General features: G+C 74.9%; 9 protein-coding genes. 1 reads left to right on the top strand and 8 read right to left on the bottom strand.

Translation table 11 applies throughout. The features are described 5' to 3' along the window. Positions 1-165: 165 nt before the first annotated feature. Positions 166-3,954 carry a multifunctional oxoglutarate decarboxylase/oxoglutarate dehydrogenase thiamine pyrophosphate-binding subunit/dihydrolipoyllysine-residue succinyltransferase subunit gene (locus ACSLTV_RS16505; RefSeq protein ID WP_432134067.1) on the top strand — a complete coding sequence of 1,263 codons (3,789 nt, stop codon included), beginning with the start codon at positions 166-168 and terminating at the stop codon, positions 3,952-3,954. Between the two features lie 89 nt (positions 3,955-4,043). Here the strand turns inward: ACSLTV_RS16505 and fxsT are convergent, their stop codons facing one another. The 8 genes from fxsT to ACSLTV_RS16465 form a co-directional block, all read right to left on the bottom strand. Then, the gene (gene fxsT, locus ACSLTV_RS16500) at positions 4,044-7,055 is read right to left on the bottom strand and encodes an FxSxx-COOH system tetratricopeptide repeat protein (RefSeq protein WP_435612388.1); all 3,012 of its coding nucleotides are present in this window, start codon (positions 7,053-7,055) and stop codon (positions 4,044-4,046) included. Positions 7,056-7,243: 188 nt separating this feature from the next. Further along, complete coding sequence (locus ACSLTV_RS16495; protein WP_435612387.1) at positions 7,244-8,851, bottom strand: aKG-HExxH-type peptide beta-hydroxylase; 1,608 nt, start codon at positions 8,849-8,851, stop codon at positions 7,244-7,246. Then, positions 8,848-10,005, bottom strand: coding sequence for an FxsB family cyclophane-forming radical SAM/SPASM peptide maturase (locus tag ACSLTV_RS16490; protein ID WP_432134064.1), 1,158 nt, complete (start codon positions 10,003-10,005; stop codon positions 8,848-8,850). Before ACSLTV_RS16490 ends, ACSLTV_RS16495 begins: the two co-directional genes overlap by 4 nt. A gap of 159 nt (positions 10,006-10,164) precedes the next feature. Continuing rightward, positions 10,165-10,566, bottom strand: a complete 402-nt coding sequence (gene fxsA, locus ACSLTV_RS16485) for an FxSxx-COOH cyclophane-containing RiPP peptide (protein WP_435612386.1) — start codon at positions 10,564-10,566, stop codon at positions 10,165-10,167. 13 nt (positions 10,567-10,579) lie between these two features. Beyond that, positions 10,580-13,993 carry an SAV_2336 N-terminal domain-related protein gene (locus ACSLTV_RS16480; protein ID WP_435612385.1) on the bottom strand — a complete coding sequence of 1,138 codons (3,414 nt, stop codon included), beginning with the start codon at positions 13,991-13,993 and terminating at the stop codon, positions 10,580-10,582. A gap of 5 nt (positions 13,994-13,998) precedes the next feature. Next, positions 13,999-15,021 carry an AAA family ATPase gene (locus tag ACSLTV_RS16475; RefSeq protein ID WP_432134061.1) on the bottom strand — a complete coding sequence of 341 codons (1,023 nt, stop codon included), beginning with the start codon at positions 15,019-15,021 and terminating at the stop codon, positions 13,999-14,001. A 425-nt stretch (positions 15,022-15,446) separates the two neighbouring features. After that, positions 15,447-18,212, bottom strand: coding sequence for a trypsin-like peptidase domain-containing protein (locus ACSLTV_RS16470; protein ID WP_435612384.1), 2,766 nt, complete (start codon positions 18,210-18,212; stop codon positions 15,447-15,449). Next, positions 18,209-18,685 (bottom strand): CU044_2847 family protein, encoded by a 477-nt coding sequence (locus ACSLTV_RS16465; protein ID WP_432134059.1) that lies wholly within the window; start codon positions 18,683-18,685, stop codon positions 18,209-18,211. The genes ACSLTV_RS16470 and ACSLTV_RS16465 overlap by 4 nt, the downstream gene beginning before the upstream one ends. Positions 18,686-18,777 lie beyond the last annotated feature (92 nt).

The following is an 18,777-nucleotide window of genomic DNA, read 5'->3' as shown; positions in this document are numbered from 1 at the left end:
CAGCGGAACCACGCTTGTTTCCCGCCATTTCAGGCGGCGAAACACGCTGTCTGATGTGACTTACACGACGATGCGGCAGCCCGACCTGACCTTCTCGGTCTTGGAGGCGTAGCCTTTATTCCCGCTGTCCATCACCTTGTGAAGCGGAAGAGGGCGGTTGCCGCCGTGTCGCCACAGTCCCCCAGTAACGCATCGAGCGCCCCGACGGCCGAAGCGGACCAAGCGGGCAAGAACCCCGCTGCCGCGTTCGGTCCCAACGAGTGGCTCGTCGACGAGATCTATCAGCAGTACCTCCAGGACCCGAATTCGGTAGACCGAGCCTGGTGGGACTTCTTCGCCGACTACAAGCCGGGCGCCGCGGGAGCCCCGGCTCCGGCGGGTACTGCGGCCGCGGGGGCCGCAGGCACCACCTCCCCCACGGCCCCGGCCGCGCCCGCCGCCCCGGCGGTCCCCGCGCCGGCCCCGGCCGCCCAGAAGCCCGCCGCCGCGGCGGCCCCGGCTCCGGCCGCGAAGCCGGCCGCCGCGAAGGCCCCGGCCGCCAAGCCGGCCGCCGCCGCGCCGAAGGCCGAGGCCGCCGCGCAGCCGGACGGCCCGGAGCTGGTGACGCTGCGCGGCCCGGCCGCCGCGGTCGCGAAGAACATGAACGCCTCCCTGGAGCTGCCGACCGCCACCTCGGTCCGCGCGGTCCCGGTGAAGCTGCTGTTCGACAACCGCATCGTCATCAACAACCACCTCAAGCGGGCGCGCGGCGGGAAGATCTCCTTCACGCACCTGATCGGCTTCGCGATGGTCCAGGCCATCAAGGCGATGCCGTCGATGAACTGGTCGTTCGGCGAGAAGGACGGCAAGCCGACCCTCGTCAAGCCGCCGCACGTCAACCTCGGCCTGGCCATCGACCTGGTGAAGCCCAACGGCGACCGCCAGCTCGTCGTCGCCGCCATCAAGAAGGCCGAGACGCTGAACTTCTTCGAGTTCTGGCAGGCCTACGAGGACATCGTCCGCCGCGCCCGCGAGGGCAAGCTGACGATGGACGACTTCACCGGCGTCACCGTCTCGCTGACCAACCCCGGCGGCCTGGGCACCGTCCACTCGGTGCCGCGCCTGATGCCCGGCCAGTCGGTCATCATGGGCGTCGGCTCCATGGACTACCCGGCGGAGTTCCAGGGCACCTCCCAGGACACCCTGAACAAGCTCGGCATCTCCAAGGTCATGACGCTCACGTCGACCTACGACCACCGGGTGATCCAGGGCGCCGCGTCCGGCGAGTTCCTCCGCCAGGTCGCCAACCTGCTGCTCGGCGAGAACGACTTCTACGACGAGATCTTCAAGGCGCTGCGCATCCCCTACGAGCCGGTCCGCTGGCTCCGGGACATCGACGCCAGCCACGACGACGACGTCACCAAGGCCGCCCGGGTCTTCGAGCTGATCCACTCCTACCGGGTGCGCGGCCACGTCATGGCCGACACCGACCCGCTGGAGTACAAGCAGCGCAAGCACCCCGACCTGGACATCGTCGAGCACGGCCTCACCCTGTGGGACCTGGAGCGCGAGTTCGCCGTCGGCGGCTTCGCCGGCAAGTCGATGATGAAGCTGCGCGACATCCTCGGCGTGCTGCGCGACTCGTACTGCCGCACCACCGGCATCGAGTTCATGCACATCCAGGACCCCAAGCAGCGCAAGTGGATCCAGGACCGGGTGGAGCGCCCGCACTCCAAGATGGAGCGCGAGGAGCAGCTGCGCATCCTGCGCCGCCTCAACGCCGCCGAGGCGTTCGAAACCTTCCTGCAGACCAAGTACGTCGGCCAGAAGCGCTTCTCCCTGGAGGGCGGCGAGTCGGTCATCCCGCTGCTGGACGCGGTCCTGGACAGCGCGGCGGAGTCCCGGCTCGACGAGGTCGTCATCGGCATGGCCCACCGCGGCCGGCTGAACGTGCTGGCGAACATCGTCGGCAAGTCGTACGCGCAGATCTTCCGCGAGTTCGAGGGCAACCTCGACCCGAAGTCCATGCACGGCTCCGGCGACGTGAAGTACCACCTGGGCGCCGAGGGCACCTTCACGGGCCTGGACGGCGAGCAGATCAAGGTCTCCCTGGTCGCGAACCCCTCGCACCTGGAGGCGGTGGACCCGGTCCTGGAGGGCGTCTCGCGCGCCAAGCAGGACATCATCAACAAGGGCGGCACGGACTTCACGGTCCTGCCGGTGGCGATCCACGGCGACGCGGCCTTCGCGGGCCAGGGCGTGGTGGCCGAGACCCTGAACATGTCGCAGCTGCGCGGCTACCGCACCGGCGGCACGGTCCACATCGTCATCAACAACCAGGTCGGCTTCACCGCGGCCCCCGAGTCCTCGCGCTCCTCCATGTACGCGACGGACGTGGCCCGCATGATCGAGGCCCCGATCTTCCACGTGAACGGCGACGACCCGGAGGCCGTGGTCCGCGTCGCGCGGCTCGCCTTCGAGTTCCGCCAGGCGTTCAACAAGGACGTGGTGATCGACCTCATCTGCTACCGCCGCCGCGGTCACAACGAGTCGGACAACCCGGCCTTCACCCAGCCGCTGATGTACGACCTGATCGACAAGAAGCGCTCGGTGCGCAAGCTGTACACCGAGTCGCTGATCGGTCGCGGCGACATCACCCTGGAAGAGGCCGAGCAGGCGCTGCAGGACTACCAGGGGCAGCTGGAGAAGGTCTTCACCGAGGTCCGCGAGGCCACCGCGCAGCCCGCCGCCGCGCCCGGCTCGGACCCGCAGGAGGGCTTCCCGGTGGCGGTGCAGACCGCGGTGTCCACCGAGGTCGTCAAGCGGATCGCCGAGTCGCAGGTCAACGTGCCCGACCACATCACCGTCCACCCGCGCCTGCTGCCGCAGCTGCAGCGCCGGGCGGCGATGGTGGAGGACGGCACCATCGACTGGGGCATGGGCGAGACCCTCGCCGTCGGCTCGCTGCTGCTGGAGGGCGTCCCGGTCCGGCTCGCCGGCCAGGACTCCCAGCGCGGCACGTTCGGCCAGCGCCACGCGGTGATCATCGACCGGGAGACCGGTCAGGACTTCACGCCGCTGCTGTACCTCTCCGAGGACCAGGCCCGGCTGAACGTCTACAACTCGCTGCTCTCCGAGTACGCGGCCATGGGCTTCGAGTACGGCTACTCGCTGGCCCGCCCGGACGCGCTGGTGATGTGGGAGGCCCAGTTCGGCGACTTCGTCAACGGCGCCCAGACGGTCGTGGACGAGTTCGTGTCGTCGGCGGAGCAGAAGTGGGGCCAGACGAGCGGTGTGGTGCTGCTCCTCCCCCACGGCTACGAGGGCCAGGGCCCGGACCACTCGTCCGCGCGCCCGGAGCGGTTCCTCCAGCTGTGCGCCCAGAACAACATGACGGTCGCCATGCCGACGCTGCCGTCGAACTACTTCCACCTCCTGCGGTGGCAGGTGCACAACCCGCACCACAAGCCGCTGGTCGTCTTCACCCCGAAGTCGATGCTGCGGCTGAAGGCCGCCGCGTCGAAGGCGGAGGAGTTCACCACGGGCGGCTTCCGCCCGGTCATCGGCGACGCGTCGGTCGACCCGGCCGCGGTGAAGAAGGTCGTCTTCTGCGCCGGCAAGGTCTACTACGACCTGGAGGCCGAGCGGCTAAAGCGCGGTGCCACGGACACGGCCATCCTCCGCATCGAGCGCCTGTACCCGCTGCCGGGTGCCGAGCTCCAGGCGGAGATCGCCAAGTACCCGAACGCCGAGAAGTACCTGTGGGCCCAGGAGGAGCCGGCCAACCAGGGTGCCTGGCCGTTCATCGCCCTGAACCTGATCGACCACCTGGACCTGGCGGTCGGCGCCGACATCCCGGCCGGCGAGCGTCTGCGCCGCATCTCGCGGCCGCACGGCTCGTCCCCGGCCGTCGGTTCCGCCAAGCGGCACCAGGCCGAGCAGGAGCAGCTGGTGCGTGAGGTGTTCGAGGCGTAGTCCTCGCCCGCCCGACCCGGCAGGGCCCGTCCCCGGAGCGATCCGGGGGCGGGCCCTGCGGCGTTCGGGCGCCGCTCCGGGCGGCCGCTCTAGGTGGCCTGCGGCTCGAAGTCCCAGTACGGGCGGTTGCGCGAGCGGGCCGAGATGGTGTGGACGTGCTGCTTGCCGAGGGTGGCCTCCAGGTCGGCCAGGGCCTCCTGCTCGACCTTCTCGGCCTGTGGGCGGTCGTGCAGGCCGCGCAGGTCGGCGGCGTGCGCCACCCGGGCGGACAGCGTCAGGGGGTGGGTGCGGCCCAGGGACTCGACGGCGCGCGGCACGGTGTCCCGGCTGAGCGCGGCGGCGCCCTCGGTGTCGCCGGCCAGGTTGCGCAGGGCGGAGGCGTTGACGGCGACGCCCAGCGTGTAGGGGTGGCTCTCGCCGACGGCGGCGGTCATGTCGGCCAGCGCCTCCTCCGCCAGGGCGTGCGCCTGGTCGCGTTCGCCGACGCTGCGCAGGATCAGCGCGTGGTTGGCGCGGGCACCGGCGATGAAGGGGTGCCCGGGGGTCAGCAGCGTCTCGTAGCGGGCCATGACGGACTCGCTCGCCTCGCGGGCCTGGTCGATGTCGCCGAACTCGCGGGCGAAGCAGCTCTGGCTGACGGCGGCGGCCAGGGTCTCCGCGTGCCGGTCGCCGAGCTTGCGCTCGTAGCGCTCCAGGACGCGGGTGAGCAGCGTCCCGGCGCCGGGCCGGTCGCCGCCGCGCAGCCGGCACAGCGCCAGGTTGTGCTCGGCGCGCAGGGTCTGCGGGTTGTCGGTGCCCAGCACCAGCCGGCACTCGCGCACGTTCTTCGTCTGCATGGACTCGGCCTCGGTGTAGCGGCCCAGCAGCCGCAGTCCGATGGCGTAGGAGACCTCCGACAGCAGCGCCCAGGGGTGGCGCGCCTTGAGCACCCGGCGGCGCAGTTCCAGGGTGGTCTTGTCGATGTCCAGCGCTTCCTGGTAGCGGCCGAGCAGCCGGTGGGCGAAGCCCAGGTTGTTCAGCGCGTTCAGGGTGCGGGAGTCCTCCTCGCCGAGGAGGTCGCGGTAGGTGGGGTAGAGCCACAGGTAGAGCTCCAGCGCCTCGTCGTACCGGCCGAGTCCCCACAGGTCCGCGCCGAGGCCGTTGACGGCCCGCAGGTAGTCCAGGTCCCGTTCGCCGCGCTCCTGGCGCAGATGGTCGGCGGCCTGCCGTTCGAGGGCCTCGGTGCTCTCGTAGTCGCCGGAGGAGCGCAGCAGGTTGGCGTAGTGGTAGGTGAGTTCCCAGATCCGCGGGTGGTGCTCGCCCAGGGCGGTGCGCCAGGCGCGCAGGGCGCGTTCGCCGAGCTTGACGCCGGAGGAGTACTCGCCGGCGAAGTACATGTAGCGCAGGCAGTTCAGCACCAGCCGCTGCACCCGCCCGTCCTGGCTCTGCAGGACGTCGGCGTACTTCAGGTGCGGCACGATCTCGGCGTACGAGTCCCACAGGCGGGTGTCGGTGGCGCGGCCGGGGTCGGCGGCGGCCAGGGCGCGGCGGACGACGTCGACGAACTCCCGCCGGTCCGCCTCGGGCATGTCGTTGCGGACGATCTGGTGGACCATGCGGTGCAGGTACAGCGACTCGCCGGAGGACGACGAGCCGGGCTCCCCGGACGTCTCGTGGGACTCCAGGCGCACCACGGAGTACTGGCGCAGCTGGTTGATAGCCCGGTTCCACAGCAGCGGGTCCTGCAGCAGTCCGGCGAGCTGTTCGGGCAGTTCGTCGTGCGGCATGTCCTTCAGCAGGCGCACGGGGACGAAGCCGGGTGCGAAGAACGTGCACAGCCGGAGCAGGTCGACGGACTCGGGGACGGTCTCGCGGAGCTTGTTCAGCAGTATCGACCAGGCGGTCTGGAAGGCGAGCGGGAAGTCGGCGGAGACCTTGACGACGTCCTGGTCGATGCCGCCCTCCAGCAGGGCGATGTAGTCCTCGACGGACAGGTCGGAGTCGTTGAGCCAGCCGGCCGTCTGGTCCAGCAGCAGCGGCAGGTCCTCCAATGCCTCGGCGAGCTGGTCGGCCTCCGCCTCGGTGAGCCGGGGCGCCCGGCGCCGGATGAAGGCGACGGACTCGTCGCGGGCGTACACCGGGACCTGCATCAGCCGGCTGTTGTGCTCGCCCCAGCGCGGGTTGCGGGAGGTGATGAGGACGTGTCCGGGTCCGGTGGGGACGAGGTCCCAGATCTGGTCGGGGTCGTCGGCGCCGTCGAGGATCAGCAGCCAGCGGGAGTACGGCTCGCCGCGGCGCAGCGCGTCCCGTACGGCGCGCAGCCGCTCACCGTACTCGGCGCCGGTCGACAGGCCGAGTTTCGGAGCGAGTTCGGCGAGCAGGCGGCGGTAGGAGACCCGCTTCTCGGCGTTGATCCACCACACCACGTCGTACTCGGAGCTGAACCGGTACACGTACTCGGCGGCCAGCTGGGTCTTGCCGACGCCGGACATGCCGTACAGGGCGAGGACTCCGGCGCCGGGCTCGCTGCCGTGCAGCAGGTGGTAGGCGTCGTTGAGGAGGGGCTCGCGGCCGGTGAAGCGGGTGTTGCGGCGCGGGACGTTGCCCCACACCTCCGGCATGGCGGACGGGAAGCGGGGCTCGTGGCGGCCGTCGCCGGCTTCGGACAGCGGCTCGTAGGGCAGGTCGAGGCGTTCGACGAGGCGCCGCTCGGCCTCTTCGGGGCCGATGTTGACGAGGTCGACGGGGGCGAGGGCGGCGACGGCGGTGGGGACCGGCGCGGTGGTCACCGAGACGGCCGCGAACCGGGACGCGTCGGGGGCGACGACCTCGCGCAGCGCCGCGTTCCACTCCTCGAAGGTGCGCGGGCCGAGCCGGAAGTACCAGTCGCTGACGAGCATGACGATGCGGCCGTCGGCCAGTGCCAGGTCCCGCAGCAGGTCGGTGAGCGACACCTCGGGGGGCGCGTCCCAGCGCAGGTAGACCACGCGCAGGCCGCGCCGCTCCAGCCGGTCGCCGATCCAGGCCGCCCAGGCCCGGTTGAAGCCGGCGAAGCTGATCGTGACGGTCTGCCGCGCGGCTCCCCTCTCGACTGCCCCCACCGGCCTACGAGTTCCAGACATGCAGCGGCCTCCCGCACGAGATTTTAGAAGCTGGGCACGGCTCCGGGAAGGCGCGGGAACACGCCACCGCCGACGCGTGTGCTCCGCATCCCTTCCCGCAAGCGCAACGATCTCCACCTCCGAACGCAACGTCCCACGCCCGGCCCGGCACACCGGTCACACCTCTGGCGCAGCCCGCCGGACGGTGGTCAGGGGACGGGCGCGCCGACGGCGTCGGGGAAGCGCTGGGACCACAGGCGGCGGGCGGCGCGGACGTACTCGCGGGCCCGCACGGTGTGGGCGCGGGGTGCCGGCCGCTCTCCCATGCGGGCGTGCGTCTCGACCATGATCTCCACCAACCGCCGCCCGTGCCAGGTGAGTTCCTCGGACCCGACGAGGGCGGGCAGGGCGGCCCCCACCTGGGCGTGCAGCCGCGCGAACTGGCCCCAGTCCGTGTCCAGCCGTGCCCGGTCGGTGCCGTCGAGGGCGCGGCGCTGGTGGAAGTCGGCGAGCGCGAGATGCGCGTAGGCGCCCTGCAGCAGCCCGTCGTACGGCCGCGGGTCGGGCCGCCAGGGTGCGAAGTGCCGGGCGCGGCCGTCGGCGTGGTGCAGCGGCACCACGTCGCCGAGCGCGGCGAGTTTGGCGTGGTGCAGTTCGTGCACCAGGGTCGCGGCGAGACGGGCGGCGTCCGGCGGGGTGCTGCTGAGGACGGCCCCGAACGCCTCGCGGCGGGTGGCGCTGCACGAGCCGCGGGCCCGCTCGTCGTCGGAGGCGCCGCCGGGCGGGGCGAGCGGCACCAGGCAGCGCAGCAGGGCCGCCGCCTCGGTCAGCCGCCGCTCGCCGCCCAGCCGCAGCGCGGCGGCGGTGCCGGACCAGGCCCCCAGCCAGTGCTTGCGTTCGGCGTGGTCGAGGGTGGCGGGGCCGGTCAGCCCGTAGCACTGGGGGTCGCCGTGGGCGCCCCGGTAGGGGTCGAGGTCGTCCAGCGGCAGTGGGGCGCCGCCCGGCAGCAGCCCGGGCAGCGCGTACGCCGGGGTCCAGGCGCGGGCGTCGGACCAGGCACCGAAGGCGCCCTCCAGGTGGACGACGACGTCGGACGCGCCCGGCCTGCGCAGCGTCAGCCGGCCCCGCCGGTACACCGCGTCGACCGCCACCGGGCCGGTCCGCTCGGTGTGCAGCGCGCCGAGCGAGGGCAGCACCAGCCGTCCGCCGCGCGCGGTGAGCCGCACGGCGAAGGCCACGTGGGCCCGCGCGGCGGCCGCCGCGGCTACGGCGCTGAAGTGCGCCAGGTCGTCGGCGAGTTCGCGGCGGCGCACGTCCGGCTCGACGCCGGGCTCGCTCAGGGCGCCGGGGGCGGTGCCGGGCCCGCCCGCAGCGCCTGGCCCGAGTGTTCGGGGGGCGGCAGGGGGAGCGGCATGGGGAGCGGTGCGGGTCGCTGTCGGCCCGGATCGCGGACGGGTGACGCGCTCTGCCGGTGCGGGCCTGGAGCCCGGCGGCGCCAGTCCGCGCAGGCAGCGCCTGGCCCACGGGCCGAGGAGCGGATGGCCGAGGGCCGTGCGCGCCGGGGAGGGGTGCCCGGTGCCGGGGGACGCGGTGAGGGCTTCCGCCTCCGCGAGCAGGTCCCAGTCCGCGAGCAGGCGCTCGCGTGCGGCGGGCGGGCAGAGGACGGGATCGGCGCGCTCGACGGCCTCCAGGACCGCCCGCAGGAGCAGCAGCCGCCGGGTGTCCTGGTCGCGGACGAGCAGCGCGAGCGTGTCGGGGCCGCCTCCGGTGCCGCCGAGTTCGGCGAGGGCGAAGTCGGTGAGCGGCGGGAATATCACGGAGTGCCTCCTTCGGCCGAGGAGGCGGCCGGTGCGGGGACCTCCTCGGTGAGCCGTCGCGCCACGTGGCGGATGAAGCGCTGGAGGTCGGTGCAGTACACGGACGGGTTGGCGAAGCCGTGGCCGGCCCGGTAGCGGTGGGCGTACTGGCCGCCGCCGCAGACGTGCAGCAGGGGGCAGGCCCGGCAGGTGGCGCCCAGCGCGTCCGCGCCCGCCTGCCGGGCCGCGACCGCCGGATGGCGCAGCGCCTCGTCGAAGGTGTTCCGGAAGACGTCGAGGCCGGTCTCGGCCGCTCCGTCGTAGGCCGATTTCAGGGAGTCGACCTGCTCGATCGAGCCGTCGGTCTCGACGACCACCGTCGCGAACGGCGCGAGCCCGAGCGGTTCGGTGGCCGCCGGCCGCCCCAGCAGCAGGGCGACGCACGCCTCGAACAGCCGGACCCGGGTCTCCCGCCGCCCGGCGCGCCACCAGCGGTCGAAGACGGCGCACAGCCACCGCCCGTAGCGGTCCCCGGCCAGGTGGGGCGGGGGGACCGACCAGTTGCCGTGCGGCAGCAGCAGGTCCAGGGCCGGTGGGCGCAGGGTGAGCAGCGACTCGTAGGTCTCGACCGGGTCGAGCGTGGGGTCGACGACGGTGAGGATGCCCGCGTACGACGCCGGGAAGCGGTCGGCGAGCAGCCGCGTCCCGCGCACCGCGGCGGGCCAGGACGGGCGCCCGGCGTGGTCGACGCGGCGGGCGTTGTGGCCGGGCAGGCCGCCGTCGAGGCTGACGCCGACCCGGACGCCGGCGGCGGCCAGGGTGGCCAGGCGGTCCTCGGTGAGCAGGGTGGCGTTCGTCTGGACCGCCGCGTGGACGGTCGTTCCGTGCGGGACGCGGGCGCGGACCTCCGTGGTGAACCGGGCGAGCCGGCCGGCTCCGGCGAGCAGGGGTTCTCCGCCGTGCAGCACCAGCGAGAGGTCCGTGCAGCGGTGGGTGCGCGCGTGCTCGGCGATCCGGGTGGCGGTGCGGTCCAGGACGGCCGGGGGCGCGGCCGCCGGGCGGTGGCGCCAGGTGCGGTCGGGTCCCTCGTAGAGGTAGCAGTAGCGGCAGGCGAGGTTGCAGCGGCCGTGCGCCTTCACGATGAACTGCCGGAAGGGGACACCGCCGTACGACACTGCCTCACCCCCTGCCGTCGGCCGTCCCTGGCCGCATTCCCGGGCGGGGTGCACCGGCAAACACGTGTTCGCGTCTCGTGGCGGACGGAACGGCGCAACCGTCCTGAACCCTGCCCCCGCGGGCGGGATCTGACCGGATCTCGCCCCTCGCGGGCCCCGTCAGAAGGCGCTGCCGTACCCCCAGAGCATCTCGCCGGGCTCCGCGGCCCGGTCGTGCAGGTCGGCCAGCACCTCGCGCAGCACCGGGTGCTCGACGGTGCGCAGTTCGGCGAGGGTCAACGCCGTTACGTCGGGCGGCGGGTCGGACGGCGGGGCGAGGGGCGGGCCGGGGGGTGGGGCGAGGGGCGGGGCGAGGGGCGGGTGCGACCCTGGCGTCGCCGGCTCAGCGGCCGCCGGGCCGGTGGGCAACGGGCCGGTGGGCGCCGGGCCGGTGGGCGACGGTCCAGTGCGCGCCGACCCGGTGGCCGTCGGCTCGGTGGCCGTCGGCTCGGTGGCCGTCGGTTCCCCGTGCGTCAGCGGCTCGGCGAACGTCGGCTCGGAGTTCATCGGCTCGGAGTTCATCGGCTCCCCCTCGTCATCCCAGGTCCGCGAGCCTGCGCGCCGTGTCCTCGGCGGTGGGTCCGGCCGGGGCGGGCCGGCCGGCCGGCAGCCGCTGCCACTCCGTCCGGGCCGTGCGGTAGGCCTCGCGGGCGGCGCGCGGACGGGCCGCCGCCTCATAGGTCCTACCCCGCCAGTGGTGCGCCTGAGCGCACAGTTCGACGGCGTCGTGCCGGGACCGCTCGGTCTCGGCCCGCTCCTCGGCCTCGCGCGCGGACTCCGCCGCGTCCCGGAACGCGTCCACGGCGGCGTCCAGCCGGGTGGGCCGGTTCAGGCTCCGGAAGACCGCGAACTGGGCCCGGCCGAGGGCGAGCCGGCAGCGGGCGGCGAGCAGCGGGTCGGTCGCCCCGGCCGCCGCCAGCCCGAACAGGTGCTCGGCCTCGCGCAGGTCCACGGGGTCGGCCCGGGCCCCGTGGCGGGCCATCAGCGCCCGGCCCAGCAGCAGCAGCCGGTGGGCGAGCCGGGGGTCCCCGGAGGGCGTCTCGGTGCGGCACTCGCGCAGCACCCGGATCGCCCCGGACAGCGAGCCGAGTGCTTGGGCACCTGGTTCCGGGCCGGCCTGCCGCAGCAGAGTCTCGCCCCATTCGGCGAGCACGTCGGCGTGTGCGGGCGCGTCCCGCGGCATACCGTGGGCGGCCTGTTCGAAGCGGTCGGCGGCGGTGTGCAGGGCGCGCGGGTCGCCGGTGTCGCCGTACCGGGCGGCGGCGACCCGCCCGGAGCGGACCAGCAGCGCGGAGCGCAGGGCGCGGTCCCGGGTCAGGAGCAGTGCCTCGTCGATCCGGCCCTGGGCCTCGTCCAGCGGGCCGCCGCACTTCAGCAGCGCGTCGACCAGGTCCAGCCGGATCCGGACGCCGTCCCGGTCGGACTCGGGGCCGCCGGGTTCGGGGCCGCCGGGCTCGCGGCCGGCGTCCAGCGCGTCGCGCAGCGACCGGGCGGCCAGTTCGGCGTGGGCGCGGGCCTGTTCCGGCTCGGCGGTGGCGCAGGCCAGGCGGAGCAGCACCCGGCCGTGGGCGAGGGGGAGTCCGGGCGGGCGCCGGCGGCGGTCCGGCCAGGCGTCGGCGAACGCCTCCAGCATGCCGACGGCGCCCTGCAGCAGCGCGCTGTCGCCGCCCAGCCGCCACTGGGCCTGGAGCGCGCCGACCCGTTCCAGGGTGAGCTCCAGCGCCTCGTCCTCGGTGAGGCCGGGCGCCGCGCAGGCCACCGCGTACTCGCGGTCGGCGCGGCTGAGCAGGTCCAGCGCGCCGTGCTGGTCGCCGCGCCGGCGGCGGTCCCCGGCGGCGGCGCGCAGCACCCGGGCCAGGACCGCGCGCTCGCGCAGGGCGTGCGGGTGGGCGACGGCCCGCTCGGCGGCCCGCTCCGCCTCCCGCAGCAGCTCCGGGCCGCCCTGCACCTGCCACAACCGCAGGGCGCTGAGCGCGTACTGCGCCCACACCCCGGGGTCGGCGCCGGCGGCGCGCTCGTGCTCGGTGGCGGCACGCAGCAGCTGCACGGCGTCGATCAGGTCCTGCACCATGCCCTCGTCGTCGAAGCGGGTGACCAGGAAGCGGGCCCGCGCGACGGCCTGGTGGACGGGCCGTTCCCCGGCCGGCCCGGCGGCGGCCCGTCCGGCGTGCGCCGCGAACTGCTCGGGGAGGGGCATGAACCGCTCCAGCACCCGCGCGGCGACCTCCGCGAACGGCTGGGGCACGAGGGTGACGTCGCCGTTGTCGGCGGGGTAGGCCCCGCCGGGCGTCCGCGCCCGGCCCGCCCCGCCGTTGCCCAGCTGGGCCAGGGCGAGCGCGGGGAAGTTGGGGCCGCCCTTGCCGTAGCGGTGCTCGATGTACTCCGAGCAGTGCTTGAGGACCAGGACGGCCTCGTCCCGGCCCAGCGTGGACAGCAGTGCCTCCTGGACGTCGGGGCGCATCTCGTACCACTGGGCGCCGTCGCCGCCGTACCCCTCGCCGGCCCGGCTGACCAGGCCGCTCAGCAGCACCTCGGCCAGCTCCGAGGGGCCGGAGCCGGGGAGCATGGTGCGCTGCACCAGCTGCATCACCGGCAGGCACAGCGGGGCGGCCGCGAGGTAGACCGCGAGCCGGCCGGCGGCCGGGGAGGCGGTGGAGCGGAACCGGCCGACGCGCTCCACCCAGGACGGCGGCCGGCCGGCGGCGCCGGGCGGGGCGGGCGGCTGGTCGGCGCGCACCCAGCCGACCGCCCCGGACACCGGCGCCGACCCGGCGCCCGACAGCAGCCGCGCCCAGGCGCCCAGCGCGGCAGGGTCGGGCGGCAGCACGGGCAGCGGCAGTCCGGCGCGCGGGCCGGACGCCCCGGCCGGGGTGCGCACCCTCAGCACCGCGGCCCCGCCGAGCGTCTCGCCGCGGGCGAGTTCGCCGTACGTCACCGGCAGCCGGGTGCGGTTCCACAGCCGCTGCGGGAGCGGCTGGAGCACGGCGGCGGGCGCCTGCCGGGCCAGCTGGTGCAGCAGGCGGTGGGCCCGGCCGCTGCGCCACAGCGGGCCCGCGCAGTCGCTGACCAGGAGCGTGATCCGGCGGCCGGTGGGGTCGCTGAGCCGGTCGGCGGCGTGCAGGGGGGCGCGGTGCGGGTCGGGGCTGCGGCTGATCACCGGCTCGCCCTCGGGACCCTCGTGGAGATGGCCGACCTGCACATCGCCGAAGGCGCCCAACTGCGCGAACACCCCCTCCAGTTCCGTGAAGAGCCGGTCCCACACCCGCATCGACGGCGAGGCGTCCAGCACCAGTTGCAGCCGGGTGTCGCCGCGTGTGACGTCCCGGTACACGGGCATCACCAGTCCCCCTGCGCGGGCGCTGAGTTCGGCCGTCGCGTTCTCGTCCAGCTCCCTGCGCAGCGGCGGGGCGGGGCTGCGGTACTTCTGCAACGGGCGCAGGGCGCGCTGCAGTTCGAGCGGGGCGGGCAGGGCGGGGGCCGCGGGGACGCCGACGGGCAGCGTCGGGCCGCCCCGGCCGGTCGCCGCAGCGGAGCCGGTCGTGGCCGCCCGGACGGGGGTGCCGCGGGCCGGCGGGTAGAGCGCCACCCGGCTGTCGCGGCCGGGTCCACGGGCGGGCGGCGCCTCGGGCCGGGCGGCGCCGTCCCCGGCGGCCGTGCCCGGTGCCGGACCGGACTGGGCCGCAGAGGCCCCGGGCGGCGCGTCCTCGGTACGGCCGGGGCGCTGCCCGGAGTCGGCGGCCGAGGCCCCCTCCCCCGGCCGCGGCGGCGTCGTGGGCCGCGCCCACCGGGCCAGCCACAGCGCGTCGCTCAGCCCCTCGGCGTCCGGGTCCAGGCCCGCCTCGCGCAGCCGCCGGACCAGTTCGGCGAGGGGGTCGTCCGGGGGCGGGGGGCCGGCGTCCGGGGTGGGACCGGGATCCCCCGGGCCGTGCCGGGGGGCTGCGTCGGACACGGAACTCACCTCGGGCGGTCGAGCCGCTGGATGAGCAGGTCGGCGAGGCGGTCGCGACTGGGCGGGGCGGCCGCGGCGGTGAGGTGGATGGCGTTGAGCAGCTGGTCGGGCGCGAGGAGTTCGGTGCGCGAGCGCTCCAGGAACCGGGTGATCAGGTCGTCGCCGACCCGTGCGGCCTCGTCGCCCATGTGCGCCCTGACGAAGGTGGCCAGCCGGTTGTGGTCGGGCCGCCCCAGCTGCAGGTGGATACAGCGGCGCATCAGCGGGGCCGGGAAGTCCCGCTCGCCGTTGCTGGTCAGTACGACGAAGGGGAACGCGCGGCAGCCCACCCGGCCGTCCCGCACCCGGACCTTGGTGCCGTCGGCGGTGCGCACCTCCGCCTCCCCGTCGGGCAACCGGTCCGCCACGCGCTGCAGTTCGGGAATCTCGTACTCACCCTCCTCCAGCACGTTCAGCAGGTCGTTGGGCAGGTCGATGTCGCTCTTGTCCAGTTCGTCGATGAGCAGGACGCGCGGAGTGTCGGAGGGCAGCAGCGCGGTGCCGAGCGGGCCGAGGCGGATGTAGCTGCCTATGCCCTCCACCGCGCCGGGGCTGCCGGCCGCCGCGCCGAACCCGCCCTGCGCGGCGATCTGCACGTCCTGGAGCCGGGCGATGGCGTCGTAGTGGTAGAGCCCGTGCTGCAGGGTGGAGCGGCTGACGACGGACCAGCGCAGCACCTCGCCCAGGCCCAGCTCGTACGCCACCGAGTGGGCCAGGGTGCTCTTGCCGGCGCCGGGGCTGCCGGTGACCAGCAGCGGGCGGCGCAGGTACAGGGCCGCGTTGATCATCTCCAGTTCCTCGGCGCCCGGCCGGTGCAGCTCGGCGAGGTGCCGGTGCGCGCCGAGCCGGCGGTCGTGGGAGCCGTCGCCGGGCCCGGCCGCGTCCCGCCCGGAGAAGTCGCGCCAGGGCGGCGGCGGGGGCAACCGGTCCATCCCGTCGTGGGGTTCGCCGGCGCCTCGGTAGATGAGCCACTCATTGGAATCGGTCATGGTCCGGTCCTCGTGTCGTCAACGCGTCCATGGCAGCCGTCGAACGTGCTTCACGGTATCGATCCTCGGGGGCACTGGTAAGAGGCCCGGGGAGCCGCGCGAGGGGCCAGGTGAGCCGCGCCAAGAGCTGGGGCGGGAGCCTGACTCGGGGCCGGCTCGGGGCCTGGCTTGAGGCGCGGCTCGGGGCCTGTCTCGGGGCCCGACTTGGGGCGCGACTTGGGGCGCGACTTGGGGCGCGACTTGGGGCGCGACTTGGGGCGCGACTTGGGGCGCGGCTCGGGGCACGGCTTGAGGCGCGGCTTGAGGACCGAGAGGCGCTGCGGAGGGCCCGGCTGAAGGCCGCCGGGGGCGTGGCCGTACGCAGGCGCGGCTCCGCCTCGGGGGCGCGCCCGGCGCCCTGCGAGGAGCCCCGGCCGGGCTCCGGTTCATGGCGCCTCCAGCAGGTCGCCGGTGCCGGGGAGGGGATCGTGCGGGTCGTCGTAGTAGAGCGCTATACCGTCCGCCCAGAACGCCTCCGTCAGCCCCGCCCGCAGCTTCGTGCGCATGGTGTGCACGACGTCGGGCAGCAGTGCGGCGCCGACGCCGTCGTCGACGGCCCGGCGCGCCCCGCGGTGGAACTCCCCGCACACCGTGTCCGGGTACCCCGGCCGGCGCCGCCACAGCGCGACGCCGAACCCGGCGTGCACGATACGGACGAGGGCCGCCGCGTCGTCCTCGTACCGGTGGTCCCCGTAACGGCACAGCACCGGCACCGCGCGTCGGGCGAGGCCACGCAGGTCCGCGATGTCCGGTACCGGCTGACGGATGCCCTCGTCGCAGTCGAGGACCTCCGCGCGGGCCCCGTGCGCGTGCAACCAGCGCCACCGTTCCCGGCGTTCGTGGTGCTCCTCGCCGTCCAGCGGGTCGGATCCGTCGAGCGGCAGCTGATCGCGGTCCGAGCAGCGCACCACGACCGGGCGCTGCACGCCCAACGGCGGGTCGCCGGGACGCAGTCGCCAGGCGTCCACCGGCAGCGCGAGCAACAGGTGCGGCAGTGCCGCCTGGAGCGTCGCGGGCCGGTCCGGCTCGTCACAGCGCCGGAACGCCTCGGTGAGCGGCTCCGCGACCCGCGCCGGCAACTCGTTGAGAGCGGTCCGCTCGGCCTCGTACAGCCGCAGCGCCTCCCCGTCGGACCGCGCCACACTGACCGACCAGTCACACCGGTCCGGCTCCCAGCCCCGGCGCAGCACCTCCAGCAGGATGGAGAGGCGGGGTGGGGCGGGGTCGTGGGGACGGTCGGGGTGATGGGGGTGGTCGGGGTGACCACGGTGGTCGGGGTGGCCGAGGTCTCGTGGGGTTGCGGCGAAGGGGCGGGCGCCGAGGTCGAGCCGGGTGTGGCTGTGGGGAGTGGGCGCCTGCGGCGGTGGGGTGAGGCCGCCGTCACGGGCGGGGTCGAGAAGGGGGCGGCTGTCGGGATCGGGGGCGAGCGGGGGGAGGCTGTCGGGGGCGGGCGCTGGTCCCGGCAGGAGGAGGCCGGCGGGGCCGGATGCGGGGCCAGGGAGCGCGTGGTCGGCGGAGCCGGGCGGCGCAGGGTGGCCGGCAGGGCCGGGCTCGGGACCGGGCAGGGTGCGGCGGCCGTCGAGGGAGGGTTCCTGGTCGGGGCCGGGTTCCTGACCAGGCCCGCGCCCCTGACCAGGCCCATGCTCTTGGCCAGGCCCGTACGCCCGACCGGGCCCGTACGCCCGACCGGCGCCGAAGTCCTGGCCCGGTCCCGGCTCTCCGCTCGTCGGACGAGCCTCGGCATCGGCCTCGGCGCCGCTGCCGACGTGGGTCCCGTCGGGGGTCCCGGCACGGGTCCCGTCGTAAAGGCCCGCGGCGGTCCCGTCGGGGGTGCCGGCACGGCCCCCGTCGTAGAGACCCGCGGCGGTCCCGTCGGGGGCGTCGGCACGGGTCCCGTCGTAGGGGCCGGCGTGGGTGCCGGAGGTGCGGGCGTTCGGGACCCGGAGGCGGCGCAGACCGGAGAGTTCGATCCACCGGCGGGCGAGGCCGGCGCGATACCCGCTGTCGAGGCCGGCCGCGGCCTGGCGGACCCAGTCCCACAGCGCCCGCTCGGCGGCCAGGGAACTCGGCGTGGGCGGGCGTTCGGCGCCCAGCACCCCCATCGCGTAGTCGAGGACGAGCTTCAGCGCCCCGTCGTCCCGCGAGCCCTCGTACAGCAGCCCCAGCCCGTCACGCCAGCCACGCGGCGCGGGCAACGCGTGCGGGTCCTGCCCGGTGGGCAACGCGTCGACGACGTCGAGCAGGCTGCGGGTGCTGACCGGCGGCGGTAACGCGGCCAGCCGGCCGAGCAGTTCGGTGCGCTCGTCGGGACTCAGCGTGCGTCCCGGGCGCACCTTGAGCCGGCTCTGGGCGTCCACCCAGGTCGGCCGCCGGGAGTCGGTGGGCAGCTGGCGGTCGCGGTGGTAGCGGTCGTGCGCGTGGAAGACCGCCTGGTAGACGTCGTCGTGCTCGGCCGCCACCGCGCCGTGCGGCACGGGCAGCGTCCGCAACCGCTCGACGCCCGTGGACGTACCGCCCCGGCCGTGGTCGGCGCGGGACTTCAGCACGCCGATGACCTCGCCACGCACCGGATCTATCACCGGCCCGCCCGAGACCCCCGGCGGCAGGTCGTTGTGGCCGAGGCGCATCTGCACGCCCGTCGTCCAGCCGCCGATGGTGCCCTGGACCTCGATCGGGCCGTCCAGGACCTGCAGCTGTCCACCCACCACCGTCCACCCGGCGTAGAGCACCTTGCCCTCGCTGTAGTACGCCGTCGGCCGCTCGGACACGTACACGCAGTCGTGGCCGACGGGTTCGCGCAGCCGCACCAGGGCCAGATCGGGCGCGGGCCAGCTCCCGGCCGGGGGCCCGTCGAGCCGCTCCGGGAGGGTCGCCACGACCTCGCCGGGGACTGCGGAGGCGCCCTGCTGGGGACCGCGCTGATAGACCACGGTGATCTCGCCCCCCTCCCCGCCGTGCACCACGTGTGCGCAGGTCAGCACCCAGTTCGGGGCGATGAAGAATCCGCTGCCGAGGAAGGTGCCCGGTCCGTCAGGGGCATACCCGACGTCTGTGCGATGGATGCGCACGGTGGCCGCCATCACGAGGTCACGCAGCGCACGATGGGCGTCATCCAGGCCGGCCGATGCGCCCCCGTCGTGCCCGTACGTCATGCCACGCCCCCACCGGCGGCGGAGTCGGCGCCCCCGTGCGCCGGGGCGCCGGGGGACGCGCCCGTACGCGCCGGTGCTTGCGGGCCGGGTGGGCCGCTGTTCCAGGTGAGGGTGACCGTGATGCCGGCTTTCGCCTCGCCGTCGGCGAGCAGCCCGACGACCTTCCCGGCCTTCGCGGTCAGCTCGATGCCGAACTCGACACTCACCTCGTCGGGCCGCACCGCGCGCAGCGGCTCCGCCAGTGAGCGGGCGACCCCGGTGATCAGCGCGTGCAGGCTCTCCACGCTCGCCTCGACCCGGTCGGTGAAGCCGGTGTCGCTGTACGAAAGCTGCCCGGACCCGCCGTGTACCCGGCCGGCCTCTCCGGGCTGCCCGGCCGCCGCGGTCAGCTCCTCGGCGCCGGATATCCGCGCCCACACGGGTGTCCCGTCCGGTAACGCGATCCGCGCCACCCGCGTCGTTTCCTGGCTCATGATGCTCCCCCGCTCCCCGTCTCCCCCCGGTGCTCCGGGCACCTATCCTTTTCCTGTCCCCCTCCTCCGGAGCACAGGACCTCTCTCCTCTC

Origin of the sequence: Streptomyces sp. bgisy159 (assembly GCF_965341775.1) — a bacterium.
In the GTDB taxonomy this organism is placed as follows: domain Bacteria; phylum Actinomycetota; class Actinomycetes; order Streptomycetales; family Streptomycetaceae; genus Streptomyces.
Note: the sequence above shows the minus strand (reverse complement) of the source record. Positions and strands in the feature narration are given on the sequence as shown.